Source organism: Nostoc sp. DedQUE05 (genome assembly GCF_034530955.1).
Classification (GTDB): domain Bacteria; phylum Cyanobacteriota; class Cyanobacteriia; order Cyanobacteriales; family Nostocaceae; genus Nostoc.
The window spans coordinates 1-15,101 of sequence record NZ_JAVRCB010000049.1; the positions used below are offsets into that span (position 1 = coordinate 1).

At 43.3% G+C, this 15,101-nt stretch carries 15 protein-coding genes and 2 pseudogenes; 11 read left to right on the forward strand and 6 right to left on the reverse strand.

What is annotated here, in order from left to right:
* Positions 1 to 198: 198 nt before the first annotated feature.
* Positions 199 to 372, reverse strand: a complete 174-nt coding sequence (locus RMZ42_RS28255) for a hypothetical protein (RefSeq protein ID WP_322674532.1) — start codon at positions 370 to 372, stop codon at positions 199 to 201.
* A 158-nt stretch (positions 373 to 530) separates the two neighbouring features.
* Here RMZ42_RS28255 and RMZ42_RS28260 point away from each other — a divergent pair, with 158 nt between their 5' ends.
* Positions 531 to 1,871: a PQQ-dependent sugar dehydrogenase gene (locus RMZ42_RS28260; RefSeq protein ID WP_322674533.1), complete on the forward strand. Its 1,341-nt coding sequence runs from the start codon at positions 531 to 533 to the stop codon at positions 1,869 to 1,871.
* Positions 1,872 to 1,961: 90 nt separating this feature from the next.
* Here RMZ42_RS28260 and RMZ42_RS28265 read toward each other — a convergent pair.
* Positions 1,962 to 2,294 (reverse strand): annotated as a pseudogene (locus RMZ42_RS28265) (zinc-binding dehydrogenase); the annotation flags it as partial.
* 9 nt (positions 2,295 to 2,303) lie between these two features.
* Here RMZ42_RS28265 and RMZ42_RS34825 point away from each other — a divergent pair.
* Together RMZ42_RS34825 and RMZ42_RS28270 are read left to right on the forward strand one after the other, a co-directional pair.
* The gene (locus tag RMZ42_RS34825; protein ID WP_409884101.1) at positions 2,304 to 2,594 is read left to right on the forward strand and encodes an element excision factor XisH family protein; all 291 of its coding nucleotides are present in this window, start codon (positions 2,304 to 2,306) and stop codon (positions 2,592 to 2,594) included.
* Positions 2,576 to 2,917, forward strand: a complete 342-nt coding sequence (locus RMZ42_RS28270; protein ID WP_322674534.1) for a XisI protein — start codon at positions 2,576 to 2,578, stop codon at positions 2,915 to 2,917. The genes RMZ42_RS34825 and RMZ42_RS28270 overlap by 19 nt, the downstream gene beginning before the upstream one ends.
* A 68-nt stretch (positions 2,918 to 2,985) precedes the next feature.
* On the opposite strand, the gene RMZ42_RS28275 is transcribed toward RMZ42_RS28270, so the two are convergent.
* Positions 2,986 to 3,564 carry a Uma2 family endonuclease gene (locus tag RMZ42_RS28275; RefSeq protein WP_322674535.1) on the reverse strand — a complete coding sequence of 193 codons (579 nt, stop codon included), beginning with the start codon at positions 3,562 to 3,564 and terminating at the stop codon, positions 2,986 to 2,988.
* Between the two features lie 1,128 nt (positions 3,565 to 4,692).
* Here RMZ42_RS28275 and nifB point away from each other — a divergent pair.
* The 8 genes and pseudogenes from nifB to RMZ42_RS28315 all read left to right on the forward strand — a co-directional run bounded on the left by nifB (position 4,693) and on the right by RMZ42_RS28315 (position 13,294).
* Positions 4,693 to 6,144, forward strand: coding sequence for a nitrogenase cofactor biosynthesis protein NifB (gene nifB / locus RMZ42_RS28280; RefSeq protein WP_322674583.1), 1,452 nt, complete (start codon positions 4,693 to 4,695; stop codon positions 6,142 to 6,144).
* Positions 6,145 to 6,271: 127 nt separating this feature from the next.
* The gene (locus RMZ42_RS28285) at positions 6,272 to 6,625 is read left to right on the forward strand and encodes a 4Fe-4S binding protein (protein WP_322674536.1); all 354 of its coding nucleotides are present in this window, start codon (positions 6,272 to 6,274) and stop codon (positions 6,623 to 6,625) included.
* 27 nt (positions 6,626 to 6,652) lie between these two features.
* Positions 6,653 to 7,858 (forward strand): cysteine desulfurase NifS, encoded by a 1,206-nt coding sequence (nifS, locus tag RMZ42_RS28290; RefSeq protein WP_322674537.1) that lies wholly within the window; start codon positions 6,653 to 6,655, stop codon positions 7,856 to 7,858.
* Between the two features lie 148 nt (positions 7,859 to 8,006).
* A complete protein-coding gene (nifU, locus tag RMZ42_RS28295; protein ID WP_322674538.1) occupies positions 8,007 to 8,906 on the forward strand; it encodes a Fe-S cluster assembly protein NifU in 900 nt (299 codons plus the stop codon).
* A gap of 222 nt (positions 8,907 to 9,128) precedes the next feature.
* The gene (locus RMZ42_RS28300; RefSeq protein WP_322674539.1) at positions 9,129 to 9,485 is read left to right on the forward strand and encodes a group 1 truncated hemoglobin; all 357 of its coding nucleotides are present in this window, start codon (positions 9,129 to 9,131) and stop codon (positions 9,483 to 9,485) included.
* Positions 9,486 to 9,830: 345 nt separating this feature from the next.
* Positions 9,831 to 10,724 carry a nitrogenase iron protein gene (gene nifH, locus RMZ42_RS28305; protein ID WP_322674540.1) on the forward strand — a complete coding sequence of 298 codons (894 nt, stop codon included), beginning with the start codon at positions 9,831 to 9,833 and terminating at the stop codon, positions 10,722 to 10,724.
* Positions 10,725 to 10,874: 150 nt separating this feature from the next.
* A pseudogene (locus RMZ42_RS28310) lies at positions 10,875 to 11,789 on the forward strand (nitrogenase component 1); the annotation flags it as partial.
* 98 nt (positions 11,790 to 11,887) lie between these two features.
* Positions 11,888 to 13,294 carry a site-specific integrase gene (locus RMZ42_RS28315; RefSeq protein WP_322674541.1) on the forward strand — a complete coding sequence of 469 codons (1,407 nt, stop codon included), beginning with the start codon at positions 11,888 to 11,890 and terminating at the stop codon, positions 13,292 to 13,294.
* Positions 13,295 to 13,405: 111 nt separating this feature from the next.
* Here the strand turns inward: RMZ42_RS28315 and RMZ42_RS28320 are convergent, their stop codons facing one another.
* From RMZ42_RS28320 to RMZ42_RS28330, 3 genes are all read right to left on the reverse strand, one after another.
* Positions 13,406 to 13,792, reverse strand: a complete 387-nt coding sequence (locus RMZ42_RS28320; protein ID WP_322674542.1) for a hypothetical protein — start codon at positions 13,790 to 13,792, stop codon at positions 13,406 to 13,408.
* Positions 13,793 to 14,285: 493 nt separating this feature from the next.
* Complete coding sequence (locus RMZ42_RS28325; protein ID WP_322674543.1) at positions 14,286 to 14,624, reverse strand: hypothetical protein; 339 nt, start codon at positions 14,622 to 14,624, stop codon at positions 14,286 to 14,288.
* A gap of 77 nt (positions 14,625 to 14,701) precedes the next feature.
* A complete protein-coding gene (locus RMZ42_RS28330; RefSeq protein ID WP_322674544.1) occupies positions 14,702 to 14,971 on the reverse strand; it encodes a hypothetical protein in 270 nt (89 codons plus the stop codon).
* Positions 14,972 to 15,101 lie beyond the last annotated feature (130 nt).

A 15,101-nucleotide genomic window follows, 5' to 3' on the forward strand; every position in this document is an offset into this window, starting at 1 on the left:
ATCCCCTCAACACTTGCAATTTTACCAGTCTTAGGGAATGAAACAGCCCTGCCTTGCAAAGGGGGGAAACAGGAATCTAGTTCCCTCCCCTTTCCAAGGGGAGGGTTAGGGTGGGGTAAAAACCAGATTCGTAAACTATCTTGTTACAACCATGAGCCACGGTTAGTTATACCAAGGGATACGTGCAATCAATTACCACTATTTGAGAAAAACCAAGTCCTCAGCGTTGGGTTTGTCAAACACAAACTTGGCTTTTTGACCGAGAAGGAAGGCTGTTAAGACGCTCTGCATAATAATTTCAAGGCTAAGTAGCTTGAGAAATATTTTAGTTGACAAGAGCGATCGCTCTGCCTTTTTTATCGGTTCACCCATTTTTTGATAAGTTAGAAAATATAGCAGTAGATAAAGATATTTTAAATATTTCCAAAAAATAATACCTCTGAGTTAGTTTTGTTCAGACTCTCGGTAAAATCGGCTAGCCGAGAATTATATGTAACACAGATCGCTATCAAGCTAGAGGGAAGTTCAAAATGGTTGCATTTACTTTAAAACCAACACAGATACTTGGACGCATACTATCTGCATCGCTAATTAGTTTGATGTCCTTAGAGGTTCTTAACACCGCAGCGATCGGTCAACCCCCCCCTGCGTCTGTTGAAACCAAGCTGAAAGTGCCTAGTACAATGACCTCTTGGCCCTTTAATACTACCCGTTACTTGAAAGTGCCGCCCAAATTCTCTATCTCTGTTTATGCTCGCATTAACAAAGCTCGCTTTCTGGCAGTTGCTCCCAATGGGGATCTTCTAGTATCACAGCCCAGTTCCGGTAAAGTGTTAATTGTCCGGCCAAATGGCAGCAAAGACCCGATTATTTCTGACTTCGTAACGGGTCTACGCAAACCACACGACATTGTGTTTCATAAGATTGACAACACCACATACATTTATATCTCTGAGACTCATCAAATTAACCGCTTCATTTACAACTCTGGAGATAAAGTAGCGAAAAATCGTCAAATCGTTGTAACTGGTTTACCAGACGGCAGCACGCGGGAACTCAAAGGTGCTTATGGTCACGAACTGAAAAATATCGCACTTGATGCCAACCACAAACTGTACGTGTCGATCGCCTCTACATGCAATGCCTGTAAGGAAGATACTGTGAGTAATCCAAAGCGTGGTGCAATTTACCAGTACAACGCTAATGGAACCAATCAGCGACTTTTTGCTCAAGGTTTACGTAACGCTGAAGGGTTAGCATTCTTACCTGGCACAAACGATCTTTGGGTAGTCGTTAATAATCGAGATAACATCGCCTATCCTTTCAACGATAGCAGTGGCAATTACGGTAAGATTATCCCCTCCTACGTAGACAACCACCCACCAGAGGAGTTCACGAAAGTTCGAGATGGCGGTAACTACGGTTGGCCATTCTGCAATCCCAATCCTTATACCCCAAATGGCCTTGACAATATGCCATTTGACCGCGACTATCAGTTCAATGCTAATGGAAGTGTTAATTGCAATACACTGGACAGGATTAGCAAAGGTATCCAAGCCCATTCCGCTCCCTTGGGACTAACATTCTTACAAAATACCAACTTTCCCAGCCTATACTCAAATGGGGTAGTGGCAGGGCTGCATGGTTCATGGAATCGGCAGAAGAAAACGGGCTACAAAATAATTTACTTTCCCTGGAACAGTACAACAAAAACTCCAGGACAAGAGATAGATTTAGTCACCGGTTGGGTAGTTCCAGCAACGCAAGAAACCTGGGGGCGACCCGTGGATATGGCAGTAGACCAACAAGGTAATTTGTTAATTTCGGATGACTATAGCGGCGCTATCTATAAGCTTTCCTACACGCCGTGATAACTGATTAAGGTCTACAAAGACCCTAATGGCGGAATTTCCTAGTCTTTTCTTACGACTCCAGGAGTATACAAAGGCAACCGAGATAACTTAAATGTTGTTGGTAATAACTGCGATGTCTACGACGGGCTGCACTAAGGTAATTTTTCCCACTGCACGGCCCGTTTCGCTATAAGCATGAGCCGCTGCTAGTTCTTGTAAGGGATATGTGCGATCGATTACCACACGAATTTTACCCGCTTCAATCAAGTCTTTCAAATAAATCAAATCTTGAGTGTTGGGTTTTTGCAAAATAAATTTGGCTTTTTGACCGGGAAGAAACGCTGTTAAGACGCTCTCTAAAAAGACTTCGGGGCTGGGTAGTGTGGTGATATAAATTCCATTGGGTTTGAGGACTCTTTTAGTTTGAGAGAGCGATCGCTTGCTAGATAACTGTTAGCGGCGCAAAAGGCAGAATACAAAATTGCAGTTGAGATTAAAAGTTTTAGCGGCAGATCGGATGTTGATGATTTAGAAAAAGCGTTAGGCCAGTATATTTTATATCAGGATATCTTAATTGAGTTGGAGCCAGAGCGAATGTTATATCTTGCAGTGCCTAACAGAGTTTTTGATGATTTGTTTGAAGAACCCATTGGCAAGCTTTTATTAAGAAATCATCGTTTAAAACTGATTACATTCGATCCAAAACAGGAGGTCATCAAACAATGGATCGTACCCAATTAGACCACTATCGCCAGGTGATTGAAACTATCCTCAGTGAATATGCTTCACTGAGTTATTCCTATGCGGATATTCAATCAGAAGTGGTGTTCGATCGAAACCGCGATCGCTATTTATGGATGGATCTAGGTTGGAATGGCGATCGCCGCATTCATGGCTGTCTGGTTCATATTGACCTGATTGATGGCAAAATCTGGATTCAACGGGATGGCACTGAAGAAGGCATTGCCGCCGATTTAGAACGGGCTGGAATTCCTAAAGAACACATCGTCCTTGGCTTTCGTCCACCGGAGTTAAGACCCTACACAGGCTATGCAGTTGCTTAAGGTGCGTAGGCGCAGCCCGTCGTAGATATCGCTTTTTACAAGATAATAAAGAACATTCTCTTTATTCTTCATTCTTCGGTGGTAAATACAACACCTTCATACAGCAATTCAATTGGACATTCAAACTCAATGCTCGATAGAGTGACCATATCTCCAGCTGTGTAGGGATAGTAAAGCCACATCCTACCCTCACCCCGACAGTAACGTTCGACAGAGATTTGTTCCGAATCAATCAAGATATATTCTTGCAAACTGGGGATTGTCAAATAGTAAGTAAATTTTTCACCCCGATCTTTAGCGCTTGTACCTGGGGAAAGAACTTCGACAATCAGCTTGGGATGTTGAATAAATTTGCGGGCATTGAGGTCTTCAGGGTCGCAACTGACAATAACATCAGGATAATAGTAGCGACTCTGGGGAGTGAGTTGCATTTTCACGTCTAACACATTCACTCGACAACCCCTGGAACGCAAATGGGAGTACAAAGGTCTGTAGAGATTGAGTGCAATGTCGTTATGGGGAATTGTACCGCCTGTCATAGCAAACACTTCGCCATTTGCATATTCGTAGCGAACATCTTGCTGAGGTTCCCATTCGAGATATTCCTCAACGGTCATTTTTGACGATTCTTGAGGGATGGCTATCATAACTAAGATTTTTTCACGTTTGGTTTGATTGTAGCTTTTAAACCTCTGTCTAAATTTCTCTCCTAAAAGGAGAGAGACTTTAAAATTTTCCCCTTAGAGCGTCGGGAAGGGGGTTAGGGGGTGAGGTTTTTGCTAAGGTTTGTAATGAGCAATTCAGAAAAATCATTGTGATCGCTCAATCATGTTAGATTATAGTTTGTTGTTTCTCTCAAACACAAAACCTGAGAGTTTCCTGCCCATCTCCTCATTGTGGGAATGAAAAAAAGGAGTTAAAAGTTAAGTTTTTTGAAAATTATGTGCAGCAACACACTTATTTGCAACAGCTTATATGGCTTACCAGACAAGACTTAGAACCACAATTGAATATGATTGTCAAAGCAAAAATTAAAAAAATATGAATTGCATTTTTACCCTCAAAAAAATGATATGTTAGATACAGAATTGAATTTCGCACGTTTCTGGAGTAGAACGATATAGACTACTCCAGTTTTTCACCCTCAAACCCTTGTCATTTATTGCTTTTGACGAAAGTGGAGGGAAATCTGAGTACACATTTAAATAACCCAAACCTAGTTTCAAGTTAGTTAAAGTTATTGCTGGGATTGGGTTTTAGCTGAGTACAAAGAAATCCTGAACCCCCATCTATAAACACTAGAACCCCAACCAAAAAATACTAGAACCCCTACCTAAAAAAAACTTTTTTAATTCTTGTAATCCTTGAAGAATTAGAGTTTTTAGTATTTGAGTACAAAAGTAATAAATCCAATAAATTCTATCCTAGAGAGACGCAACATCTGGCTGGGAGACGGCTGCTATAAATCTTATATCGCCAATCACCTAACGCTCTGAAACAAAACAAAGCGGAAAGTGAGTGGAGGGATGACATAGCACCATGCCTGAAGTGAAGAGAAGTCGCGGCTGTAAGCACAAATTCTACCCAAGAACCGAACGTTGACACACACCAGCCGAACATCAGATATCTATCGCCTGCCTGACTTGAAAACAAGTCGCCCTCACCCAAGGGTTTGCAGGCAGTGTGGAAGACGCGACTTCAATTCTGGGCATGAAAGAGTAGCAACAGCATCTCCCACAGTGGCAGCCAAGTCCACCGACCTTTTGCGAAACTCAATGACATCACCGTCTACACGACTCCTCAACTCCAACGCTACGGAATCGCCAACCCAAGCAAAATCAGGTGGTTGCGGCTGTGACAGCACCACCAGCACCACCGTGGAAAGGGACGAAAAGCTCCAAGAACGCATTGCTAAACATCCCTGCTACAGCGAAGACGCTCATCACCACTACGCGCGGATGCACGTTGCAGTTGCACCAGCTTGCAACATTCAATGCAACTATTGCAACCGCAAATATGATTGCGCTAACGAAAGCCGTCCTGGAGTAGTTAGCGAATTGCTAACACCAGAAGAAGCTTCACACAAAGCTTTGGTCATTGGTGGTAAGATTCCTCAAATGACAGTTGTGGGAATTGCCGGCCCTGGCGACCCATTGGCGAACCCAGAAAAAACCTTCCGCACATTTGAGTTGATTGCAGCACAAGCACCAGATATCAAGCTGTGCTTATCAACCAATGGTTTAATGCTGCCTGATTACATCGATCGCATTAAACAATTAAATATAGATCACGTTACGATCACCATTAACATGGTAGATCCAGAGATCGGTGCATTGATTTATCCTTGGGTTCACTACAAACGCAAGCGTTATAGAGGTCTTGAAGGTGCAAAAATCCTCCACGAAAGACAGATGGAAGGATTGCAAGCTTTGAAAGATGCTGATATCTTGTGCAAAGTCAACTCCGTAATGATTCCCGGAATTAATGACCATCACTTAGTCGAAGTGAATCGAGTCATTCGTGAGAAAGGTGCATTCTTGCACAACATCATGCCATTGATTTCTGCACCAGAACATGGCACACACTTCGGTTTAACCGGTCAACGCGGCCCTACACCCAAAGAACTCAAAGAAGTTCAAGACAATTGCTCAGGTAACATGAAAATGATGCGTCACTGTCGCCAGTGTCGTGCCGATGCAGTCGGATTATTGGGAGAAGACCGCAGTCAGGAGTTTTCCAAAGAGAAATTCTTGGAAATGGCTCCCGAATATGACATGGAACAACGCGCTACTGTTCACGAAGGAATTGAGAAGTTCAAAGAAGAACTTAAAGTAGCCAAAGATAAGGCGCTAGCTGGTAAGAAAGTTGCCAATAGTCCGAAAGTTTTAGTTGCAGTAGCAACCAAAGGCGGCGGATTAGTTAACCAACACTTTGGTCATGCGAAAGAATTCCAAATTTACGAAGTGGGTGGAAACGAAGTTCGCTTTGTCGGTCATCGCAAAATTGACCAATACTGCCAAGGTGGATACGGCGAAGAAGCTTCTTTTGAGCATATTATGAAAGCGATCGCAGATTGCAAAGCAGTTTTAGTTTCCAAGATTGGTAACTGTCCTCAAGAAAAATTGCAAGAAGCTGGAATCAAGACTATTGAAGCTTACGACGTAATTGAAAAGGTTGCTTTGGAGTTCTACGAGCAATACGTTAAGGAATTAGGGAATAACGAATAGGGCATGGGGCATAGGGCATGGGGCATGGGATAAGAATTATCCTCAATGCCCTCCCCTAAACCCAATCCTCAATGCCCAATGCCCAATGCCCAATGCCCCCATTCATTCCCAAAAAGGAGAATAAATCATGGCTTACAAAATTCTTACTAGCCAGTGTATTTCCTGCAATCTCTGTCTAACGGTATGTCCCACAAATGCAGTTAAAGTGGTTGACGGACAGCACTGGATTGACCCTGAACTTTGTACAAACTGTATTGGTAGCATTCATACCGTGCCTCAGTGTAAAGCTGGTTGTCCCACATGCGACGGTTGCGTTAAGCAGCCTAGCGATTATTGGGAAGGCTGGTTTACCAATTACAACCGCGTAGTTGCTAAATTAACAAATAAACAAGATTACTGGGAACGTTGGTTTAACTGTTATTCCCAGAAATACTCCGAACAGTTGCAAAAGCGCCAACCCCAAATAATTCGTAATTCGTAATTCGTAATTCGTAATTAGAAGACAACAATGCAAAATAACTGCATCTATCTCGATAATAATGCCACCACTAGGGTAGACCCAGAAGTTATAGAGGTAATGCTACCTTACCTGACGGATTATTACGGCAATCCCTCCAGTATGCATACCTTTGGTGGGCAAGTCGGTAAAGCAGTGAGAACAGCAAGAGAACAACTTGCAGCCATCCTGGGAGCCGATGAATCTGAAATTGTCTACACAAGTTGCGGTACTGAGGGAGATAACGCGGCGATTCGAGCCGCATTGTTAGCGCAACCAGAAAAGCGACATATTGTCACTACTCAAGTAGAACATCCAGCAGTACTCAATGTCTGCAAACAATTAGAAACCCAAGGTTACACTGTTACCTATCTATCAGTAAATCATCAAGGGCAGCTGGATCTAGATGAACTAGAAGCTTCCTTGACGGGTAACACCGCCTTGGTGACAATTATGTATGCTAATAACGAAACCGGAACGATTTTCCCGATTGAGCAAATTGGGTTGCGTGTAAAAGAATATGGCGCTATCTTCCATGTAGATGCGGTGCAAGCAGTGGGAAAAATCCCGTTGAATATGAAGACTAGCACTGTGGATATGTTAACCCTGTCTGGTCACAAGTTGCACGGGCCTAAAGGAATTGGTGCTTTATATATCCGGCGCGGAGTTCGGTTCCGTCCCTTCATTCTTGGGGGACACCAAGAACGCGGACGTAGGGCGGGAACAGAGAATGTTCCAGCAATTATCGCCTTGGGCAAAGCTGCGGAACTAGAACTGTTACACTTAGAAGAAGCGATCGCAAGAGAAAGAAAGCTGCGCGATCGCTTGGAACAAACTTTACTTGCTACAATTCCCGATTGTGTCGTTAACGGTGACGTTACGCAGAGATTGCCAAACACAACCAATATCGGCTTCAAGTACATCGAAGGTGAAGCAATTCTACTGTTATTGAACAAATACGGTATCTGTGCATCATCCGGTTCTGCTTGTACCTCCGGTTCTCTCGAACCCTCCCACGTCCTGCGGGCAATGGGCTTACCCTATACAACTTTGCACGGTTCTATCCGCTTCAGTCTTTGTCGCTACACCACAGAAGCCGAAATCGATCGAGTGATAGAGGTAATGCCCAGTATTGTAGAACGTTTACGCGCCCTCTCACCCTTCAAAAATGATGAAGCAGGTTGGTTGCAAGGACAGTCATTAGTCATTAGTCATTAGTCATTGGTCATTGGTCATTAGTCATGGGTCATTAGTCATTAGTTTTAGAAAAGTGACAAGTGACAAAGGACAAGTGACAAAGGACAAAGGACAAATGACAAAGGACAAATGACATAGGACAAATGACAAAGGACAAAGGACAAAAGTTATGTGGGACTACACCGATAAAGTATTAGAACTGTTTTACGATCCCAAGAATCAGGGAGAAATTGAAGAAACGGGCGAAGCTGGAGTTAAGGTTGCAACGGGTGAAATTGGCAGCATTGCTTGCGGTGATGCTCTGAGATTGCACCTGAAAGTGGAAGTGGAATCTGATAAGATTCTAGATGCTCGCTTTCAAACCTTTGGTTGTACTAGTGCGATCGCATCTTCTAGTGCATTAACCGAAATGGTCAAAGGTTTAACTTTAGATGAAGCCTTGAAAGTGTCCAATAAAGACATTGCAGATTACCTTGGTGGTTTGCCAGAAGCAAAGATGCATTGCTCTGTGATGGGACAAGAAGCGCTAGAAGCCGCTATCTATAATTATCGTGGCATACCTCTAGCTACCCACGATGATGATGATGAAGGTGCATTAGTTTGCAGTTGCTTTGGCATCAGCGAGTCTAAGATTCGCCGCGTGATTCTAGAAAATCATCTCACGGATGCCGAGCAAGTAACAAATTATGTGAAAGCTGGTGGCGGATGCGGTTCCTGTCTGGCGAACATCGATGATATAATAAGATCAGTTCAACAGGAATACGCCTCACCTGCTCTCAACAATTACGGCGTACAAGTTGCCACAGGAATTGTTACATCTAAGGAACGAGCGCTAACCAACGTCCAAAAGATTGCTCTAATTCAAAAGGTTCTTGATGAAGAAGTCAGACCCGTACTCATTGCAGACGGGGGAGATGTAGAACTCTATGATGTAGAAGGCGATCGCGTTAAAGTTGTACTGCAAGGTGCTTGCGGTTCCTGTTCTAGTAGTACAGCAACTCTAAAAATTGCGATCGAAGCCAGATTACAAGATCGTGTCAGCAAGAGCCTTGTAGTCGAAGCAGTTTAGGAATTGCTGTAGGACTTAACGTATTCTACAAATACGCTCTAATATGCATTCAGCCAGGAACAGAAAGTAGGATTTGAACCATATAATTGTCTCCACATCAATGCTTCAATCCTACCAGCAACCGATAGCTAAATTAGCTATGACGGCTAACAGCATATAGGCAAAAAGATTAAGCGCCTACTTGCAAATTTCATCATCCAACTCGCTTCAAAGGAACAGGATATGAGCACATTGTACGACAACATTGGTGGACAACCAGCTATTGAACAAGTAGTAGATGAACTCCACAAACGCATCGCTACTGACAGCCTCCTCGCTCCCGTTTTTGCTGGTACAGACATGGCCAAGCAACGCAATCATCTAGTTGCTTTCTTAGCTCAAATATTTGAAGGGCCAAAGCAATACGGCGGTCGTCCATTGGACAAAACCCACGCTGGAATGAATTTACAGCAACCACACTTCGATGCGATCGCCAAGCATCTCGGTGAAGCAATGGCTGTGCGTGGAGTGTCAGCAGAAGACACCAAAGCTGCACTAGATCGCGTCACAAATATGAAGGGCGCTATTTTGAACAAGTAATAGGACTAAGCATTGATTGTTGACAAACAACATCAAGTCCTATTGAATCTTGCAAGCTGAAACACATTATGACGTATTTGTAAATCGCGTATTTTTCTTTGTTCTTTGTCAGAACAAATGACAAAGGACAAAGGACAAACAACAAAAAGAAAAAAATTTTAACGAGGAAGATCGATGAACTTACTGTCAATAATTTTGGCTGTGGAGCGATCGCCCCCAGCAGGCATTTATGCCAACGCTACCAACGATGCTCTACACGCGCTCACTACTGTCGCTCAACTGGCGTGAACGCAACTGACAAAAGCAAAGACCCACTAACCAACCAATTGCAGGGAAATACGAGTCATGACAGACGAAAACATTAGACAGATAGCTTTCTACGGTAAGGGCGGTATCGGTAAATCTACCACTTCCCAAAACACCTTAGCAGCTATGGCAGAAATGGGTCAACGCATCCTCATCGTCGGTTGCGACCCTAAAGCTGACTCCACTCGTTTGATGCTGCACAGCAAAGCTCAAACAACCGTTCTTCACCTCGCCGCAGAACGTGGTGCAGTAGAAGATATCGAACTCGAAGAAGTAATGTTAACCGGTTTCCGTGACGTTCGTTGCGTAGAATCTGGTGGGCCAGAACCCGGTGTAGGTTGCGCCGGTCGTGGTATCATCACCGCCATCAACTTCTTAGAAGAAAATGGTGCTTACCAAGACCTAGACTTCGTATCTTACGACGTATTAGGTGACGTTGTGTGCGGTGGTTTCGCAATGCCTATCCGTGAAGGCAAGGCACAAGAAATCTACATCGTAACATCAGGTGAAATGATGGCGATGTATGCTGCTAACAACATCGCTCGTGGTGTTCTTAAGTATGCACACACAGGTGGCGTGCGTTTGGGTGGTTTGATTTGTAACAGCCGTAACACAGACCGGGAAATCGAACTAATCGAAACCTTGGCAAAACGGTTGAACACCCAAATGATTCACTTCGTACCCCGTGACAACATCGTTCAACACGCAGAATTGCGCCGGATGACTGTTAACGAGTACGCACCAGAAAGCAACCAAGCTAACGAATACCGGACATTGGCTCAGAAAATTATCGACAACAAGAATCTAGCTATTCCTACACCCATCGAAATGGAAGAACTAGAAGAATTGTTGATTGAATTCGGTATCCTCGAAAGCGACGAAAATACCGCAATGTTGGTTGGTAAGAGTGCTGCTGAAGCTCCTGTAGTATAAATCGCTGCTAATAAATAACGCTTTAGCACAAGGAAAAAGGAAGAGTTCCATATCTTACCTTTTCCCCTCTCACTTGCATCTCCCCCCTAACCTTAGAGGGGACTCCTAGTCCCCCTATGCCCCGATCCTTACAAGTCACAGAGGCTAAATATGACACCTCCAGAAAATCAAAACATCATCGAAGAAAGAAAAGAACTAATTAAAGAAGTTCTAAACGCTTACCCCGATAAAGCTAAGAAAAAACGGGAAAAGCACTTAGGCGTATACGAAGAAGGTAAGTCCGATTGCGGCGTTAAGTCTAACATCAAATCCCTGCCTGGGGTAATGACCGCTCGTGGTTGTGCTTACGCCGGTTCTAAAGGTGTGGTTTGGGGTCCTATTAAGGACATGATCCACATCAGCCACGGACCTGTAGGTTGCGGTTACTGGTCTTGGTCTGGTCGTCGTAACTACTACATCGGCACCACAGGTATTGACACCTTTGGTACCATGCACTTCACCTCCGACTTCCAAGAACGAGATATCGTTTTTGGTGGTGACAAGAAACTTACCAAGCTCATCCAAGAACTTGATGTACTTTTCCCACTCAACCGTGGTGTTTCCATTCAATCTGAATGCCCCATCGGTCTAATTGGAGATGACATCGAAGCAGTAGCTCGGAAGACATCGAAAGAAATTGGCAAGCCAGTTGTACCTGTTCGTTGCGAAGGCTTCCGGGGTGTTTCCCAATCTTTGGGACACCACATTGCTAACGACATGGTTCGTGACTGGGTTTTCACCAGAGCAGACCAAGCGAAAAAAGACGGTACACTTCAGTTTGAAGGTACTCCTTATGATGTAGCCATCATTGGTGACTACAACATCGGTGGAGATGCTTGGGCTAGCCGCATCCTGTTAGAAGAAATCGGCTTGCGCGTAGTCGCTCAGTGGTCAGGTGATGGCACCATCAACGAAATGTTGATGACCCCCAATGTGAAGATGAACCTCATCCACTGTTATCGGTCGATGAACTACATCAGCCGTCACATGGAAGAAGCTTATGGTATACCCTGTACAAAATATGATTTAATGCTATGTGATACCAGGATTTAGTCCACGTCTAACTTTGCTTAGTTTAAACATTGTTCTAAATGGACTAAATTTTAAGACACATTTAAGACACAATGAAAAGCAAGGCACAGGACGTTTTTGAGGATTTCACTCCGCCAGCATCTACCGATGGCAGCTATTTAGGAACGCAGAAACACATGAAGGCTACTCGGCAGCATCTGGAACGCAAGTTTGAGAAAGGTTTGACAGACACTAGGGCCCGTTTAAAAGCCGCTAAGGTCAAAGTGGGTTTGGTCGTGGCACGGGACACAATTCAATTGCAAGCATCTCTACCAATCAAACCCGGCGATCGCGACACTAAAGGAACTGGTTTTAAGCAGTACAAGATTTCGCTAAACATCCCTGCAAGCTTGGACGGGTTGAAAACAGCAGAGGAAGAGGCAAACGAGCTAGGCAAGCTGCTTGCCCGTAAACAGTTTGAATGGACTGACAAATATCTGGGTAAAACCGCTAAGGTCGCTAACAGACATCAAACTCTTGGTGATGTTTTAGAAGAGTTTGAAACTGAATATTTCAAAACACGCAAGTTAACAGAAAAAAGTAAACACACTTTTTTCTATTACAAGGAGTATTTACGGCGATTGATTGGGCTAGATACTTTATTGACTCAAGCGGAGATTGATAAAAAGTTTGCAGAGTTGACGGGAGACTCTGCCAAATACAGTGCTGTTAAATCGTTGAAGGTTTTAAAAGCAACTCTTAATTTAACTAGTTTCACTCTCGAACATTTTAAAGCTACACAACCCAAAAGTCAGGCTAGGGACATTCCCAGCGATCAGGATATCATCAAATATCAGGAATCTTTTCATCATTACTCTTTGACTAGAAGCTTAACAATCAAGAAGAGTTGTTTAGATAGTTGGAAGATGTGGGAATGGGTGTATGGAATGCTTGCCACTTATGGACTACGCCCAAGAGAATTGTTTGTAAATCCTGAAATTGATTGGTGGTTGAGTCCTGAAAATAAAGATAATACATGGAAGGTTCACCCAGATACTAAGACTGGTTACAGAGAAGCTTTACCGCTACATCCTGAATGGGTTTACTTGTTTGATTTAAAAAACGTAGAGTATTTGGAACTGTTAAAATCTCAAACTGATGGCAGGACTAGTTTTACAGATATCAACACTATTCGGGTTAATTGTTCATCATGGTTTAGGCGCGTAAATATTCCGTTTACGCCCTATGACTTACGCCATGCTTGGGCAATTCGAGCGCACATGATGGGCATTCCAATTAAAGCTGCTGCTGATAATTTGGGGCATTCTGTAGAGATTCACACTGAGATTTATCAGAAGTGGTTCAGCTTGGAGAACCGGAGGAAGGTAATTAAGCAGGCAGTGGATAAAAAAGATGACATGGATACGTTGATACAGGAGAATGCACGACTAAGGGCTGAGGTGGAATATCTTAGGCAAGCTCTGGCACGGCATCAAATTAGCGAGCTGCTGTCTACTTAACTTTCTAAACTCAAGCGGCAATACTTCAAAGTCAAGCTCAACACTCAGTCTAGCTCTGACTAGTCAAGCTAGACTTGACTAGCCTGCAATGCCCCCAGTTAAAACATCCTCTTAGGGACTACAAGTAATGGATTGAATACCGTTAGTTGAAACTGAAACGTATACTTTATATCCTGCCGGACATGTTTCGGTTGAGTTATTTTTTCTAAGTTGGATTTCCTGTGAAAGCTGGCAACTCGTAAACTGTGCTTTGTCATCAAAAGATATAAATTTTTGGGCTTGGCACTCAAAATTAGATGATCCAGAGCTGGGACTGTAAACCTGCACGGTCGTATCTTGTCCAAGAATACAACTTGCCAACGAACCATTTGAATAATTACTAATTGTCCCACCTTCACATGTAACTGACGCTTGAGCAGGTAGAGAAATAGCAAAATTGATTGAAAATAAGCCCAAAGAAGAAGTTAAAACTGCCAAAACTTTAGACGGAAATTTCATAAAAAAAATACTGGTTAGGAGAATAAAATTTGTTACTTCATTTCTACTTTGTCGCTCCTAAAGACTGATACAGCAAGGGTACTGATCTTACTTTAAAGTTTCCGTGAACGGTTTATTTTTTAGCAAATTAACTTTGGCAGTGTGCCAACTCTAAGCTGTTAAATTAGCCCTGCTACGTTTTTGGGCAATGTATTAGAAAAAATCCCTATTTTTTGGGAAATTCTGTTAAAAACGGCATTGGATAATTTGTATACAGCTGCTAAAAACGTTATACAAAACGGTTTTTAGCCGTCTACAGCCCTAAATTTAGGGCAATTTCTCTGTAGACAGTGTAGACAGATGAGAGATGAGGTATTAAGCCTCAATAGTGCCACACATGAACATGACATGTGGACTATATAAGCTAGACGTGTGCCACACATGGACTACTTAAGTCAACTGTAGACAAAGTGTAGGCGCACTGTAGACGCACACGTGAGCTACTTAAGTCAGGTTATAGAGAGCCGATTGACCCACGCGTAAGCTCTTTAATAAAGGCTTCAATCGCCTTTCCTGCCGTTGATTGCTTGCCAACTTTTAGCTTGTTGAGTGTGCGATCGCGAATTGCCTCATAGTCTGGCTGCACGAATGTACCTGCTGTCTGTGGCTGTTGCCTGAGTTGCTGGTTTTCTCTTTCCAGTTCCCTAATCTGTTCTAATCTCCTGTTGAGAACTGTTCCATCCTTCAAGATATTGTTTTCTCGCTCAACGTCAGCCAATTGCTGCTCTAGCTCCTTCTTTTCCTTGCGGGAATGCTTGAGACGAGTTTCTAGGCTTTTAACTTCAGCTTGCAACTGGTCGATAGTTTCGCTGTTCGCTACAGTTGAGTCTTCATTGCTTTCTTGCCCGGTAGTGCTAGTTTCCTTCTCTACTACCGGGCTTTCAATTTTCCCCGCAGTTCCTCCAGTTGCGCCTCTAGTTGCGATCGCACTTCACCCAGGCTTGCTGCTACCTCTTGCTTCACCAGTTCTTGAATGTCTGCAACTGTAGTCAAATCTGTAGACAGAGGATTGTTTCTTTTGACGAAATCAATAAAAAGCCTTTGGGCTGTTTGGTTGAGAGTTTCACCCTCTAACTGTGAGGACTCTACAAATTGAACAATCTCATCTGGTAAACGGAATGAAAACGATTTACTAGCCATAGTTAGCAAGTGCGCTGTATACATCTGTCTACAAGATTAACCTATCCGCCTACATATCGCCTACAGATTGTTGACAGTTGAGTTATTGCCTTGTATATTAATTGTATGCAGATTGTGGGCAGGTATATAC

Excerpts from the sequence above, each read along its gene's own strand:
- RMZ42_RS28255 (WP_322674532.1), bottom strand. The coding sequence starts at position 372 with ATGGGTGAACCGATAAAAAAGGCAGAGCGATCGCTCTTGTCAACTAAA.
- RMZ42_RS28260 (WP_322674533.1), top strand. The coding sequence starts at position 531 with ATGGTTGCATTTACTTTAAAACCAACACAGATACTTGGACGCATACTA.
- RMZ42_RS28270 (WP_322674534.1), top strand. The coding sequence starts at position 2,576 with ATGGATCGTACCCAATTAGACCACTATCGCCAGGTGATTGAAACTATC.
- RMZ42_RS28275 (WP_322674535.1), bottom strand. The coding sequence starts at position 3,564 with ATGATAGCCATCCCTCAAGAATCGTCAAAAATGACCGTTGAGGAATAT.
- nifB (WP_322674583.1), top strand. The coding sequence starts at position 4,693 with ATGACATCACCGTCTACACGACTCCTCAACTCCAACGCTACGGAATCG.
- RMZ42_RS28285 (WP_322674536.1), top strand. The coding sequence starts at position 6,272 with ATGGCTTACAAAATTCTTACTAGCCAGTGTATTTCCTGCAATCTCTGT.
- nifS (WP_322674537.1), top strand. The coding sequence starts at position 6,653 with ATGCAAAATAACTGCATCTATCTCGATAATAATGCCACCACTAGGGTA.
- nifU (WP_322674538.1), top strand. The coding sequence starts at position 8,007 with ATGTGGGACTACACCGATAAAGTATTAGAACTGTTTTACGATCCCAAG.
- RMZ42_RS28300 (WP_322674539.1), top strand. The coding sequence starts at position 9,129 with ATGAGCACATTGTACGACAACATTGGTGGACAACCAGCTATTGAACAA.
- nifH (WP_322674540.1), top strand. The coding sequence starts at position 9,831 with ATGACAGACGAAAACATTAGACAGATAGCTTTCTACGGTAAGGGCGGT.
- RMZ42_RS28315 (WP_322674541.1), top strand. The coding sequence starts at position 11,888 with ATGAAAAGCAAGGCACAGGACGTTTTTGAGGATTTCACTCCGCCAGCA.
- RMZ42_RS28320 (WP_322674542.1), bottom strand. The coding sequence starts at position 13,792 with ATGAAATTTCCGTCTAAAGTTTTGGCAGTTTTAACTTCTTCTTTGGGC.
- RMZ42_RS28330 (WP_322674544.1), bottom strand. The coding sequence starts at position 14,971 with ATGGCTAGTAAATCGTTTTCATTCCGTTTACCAGATGAGATTGTTCAA.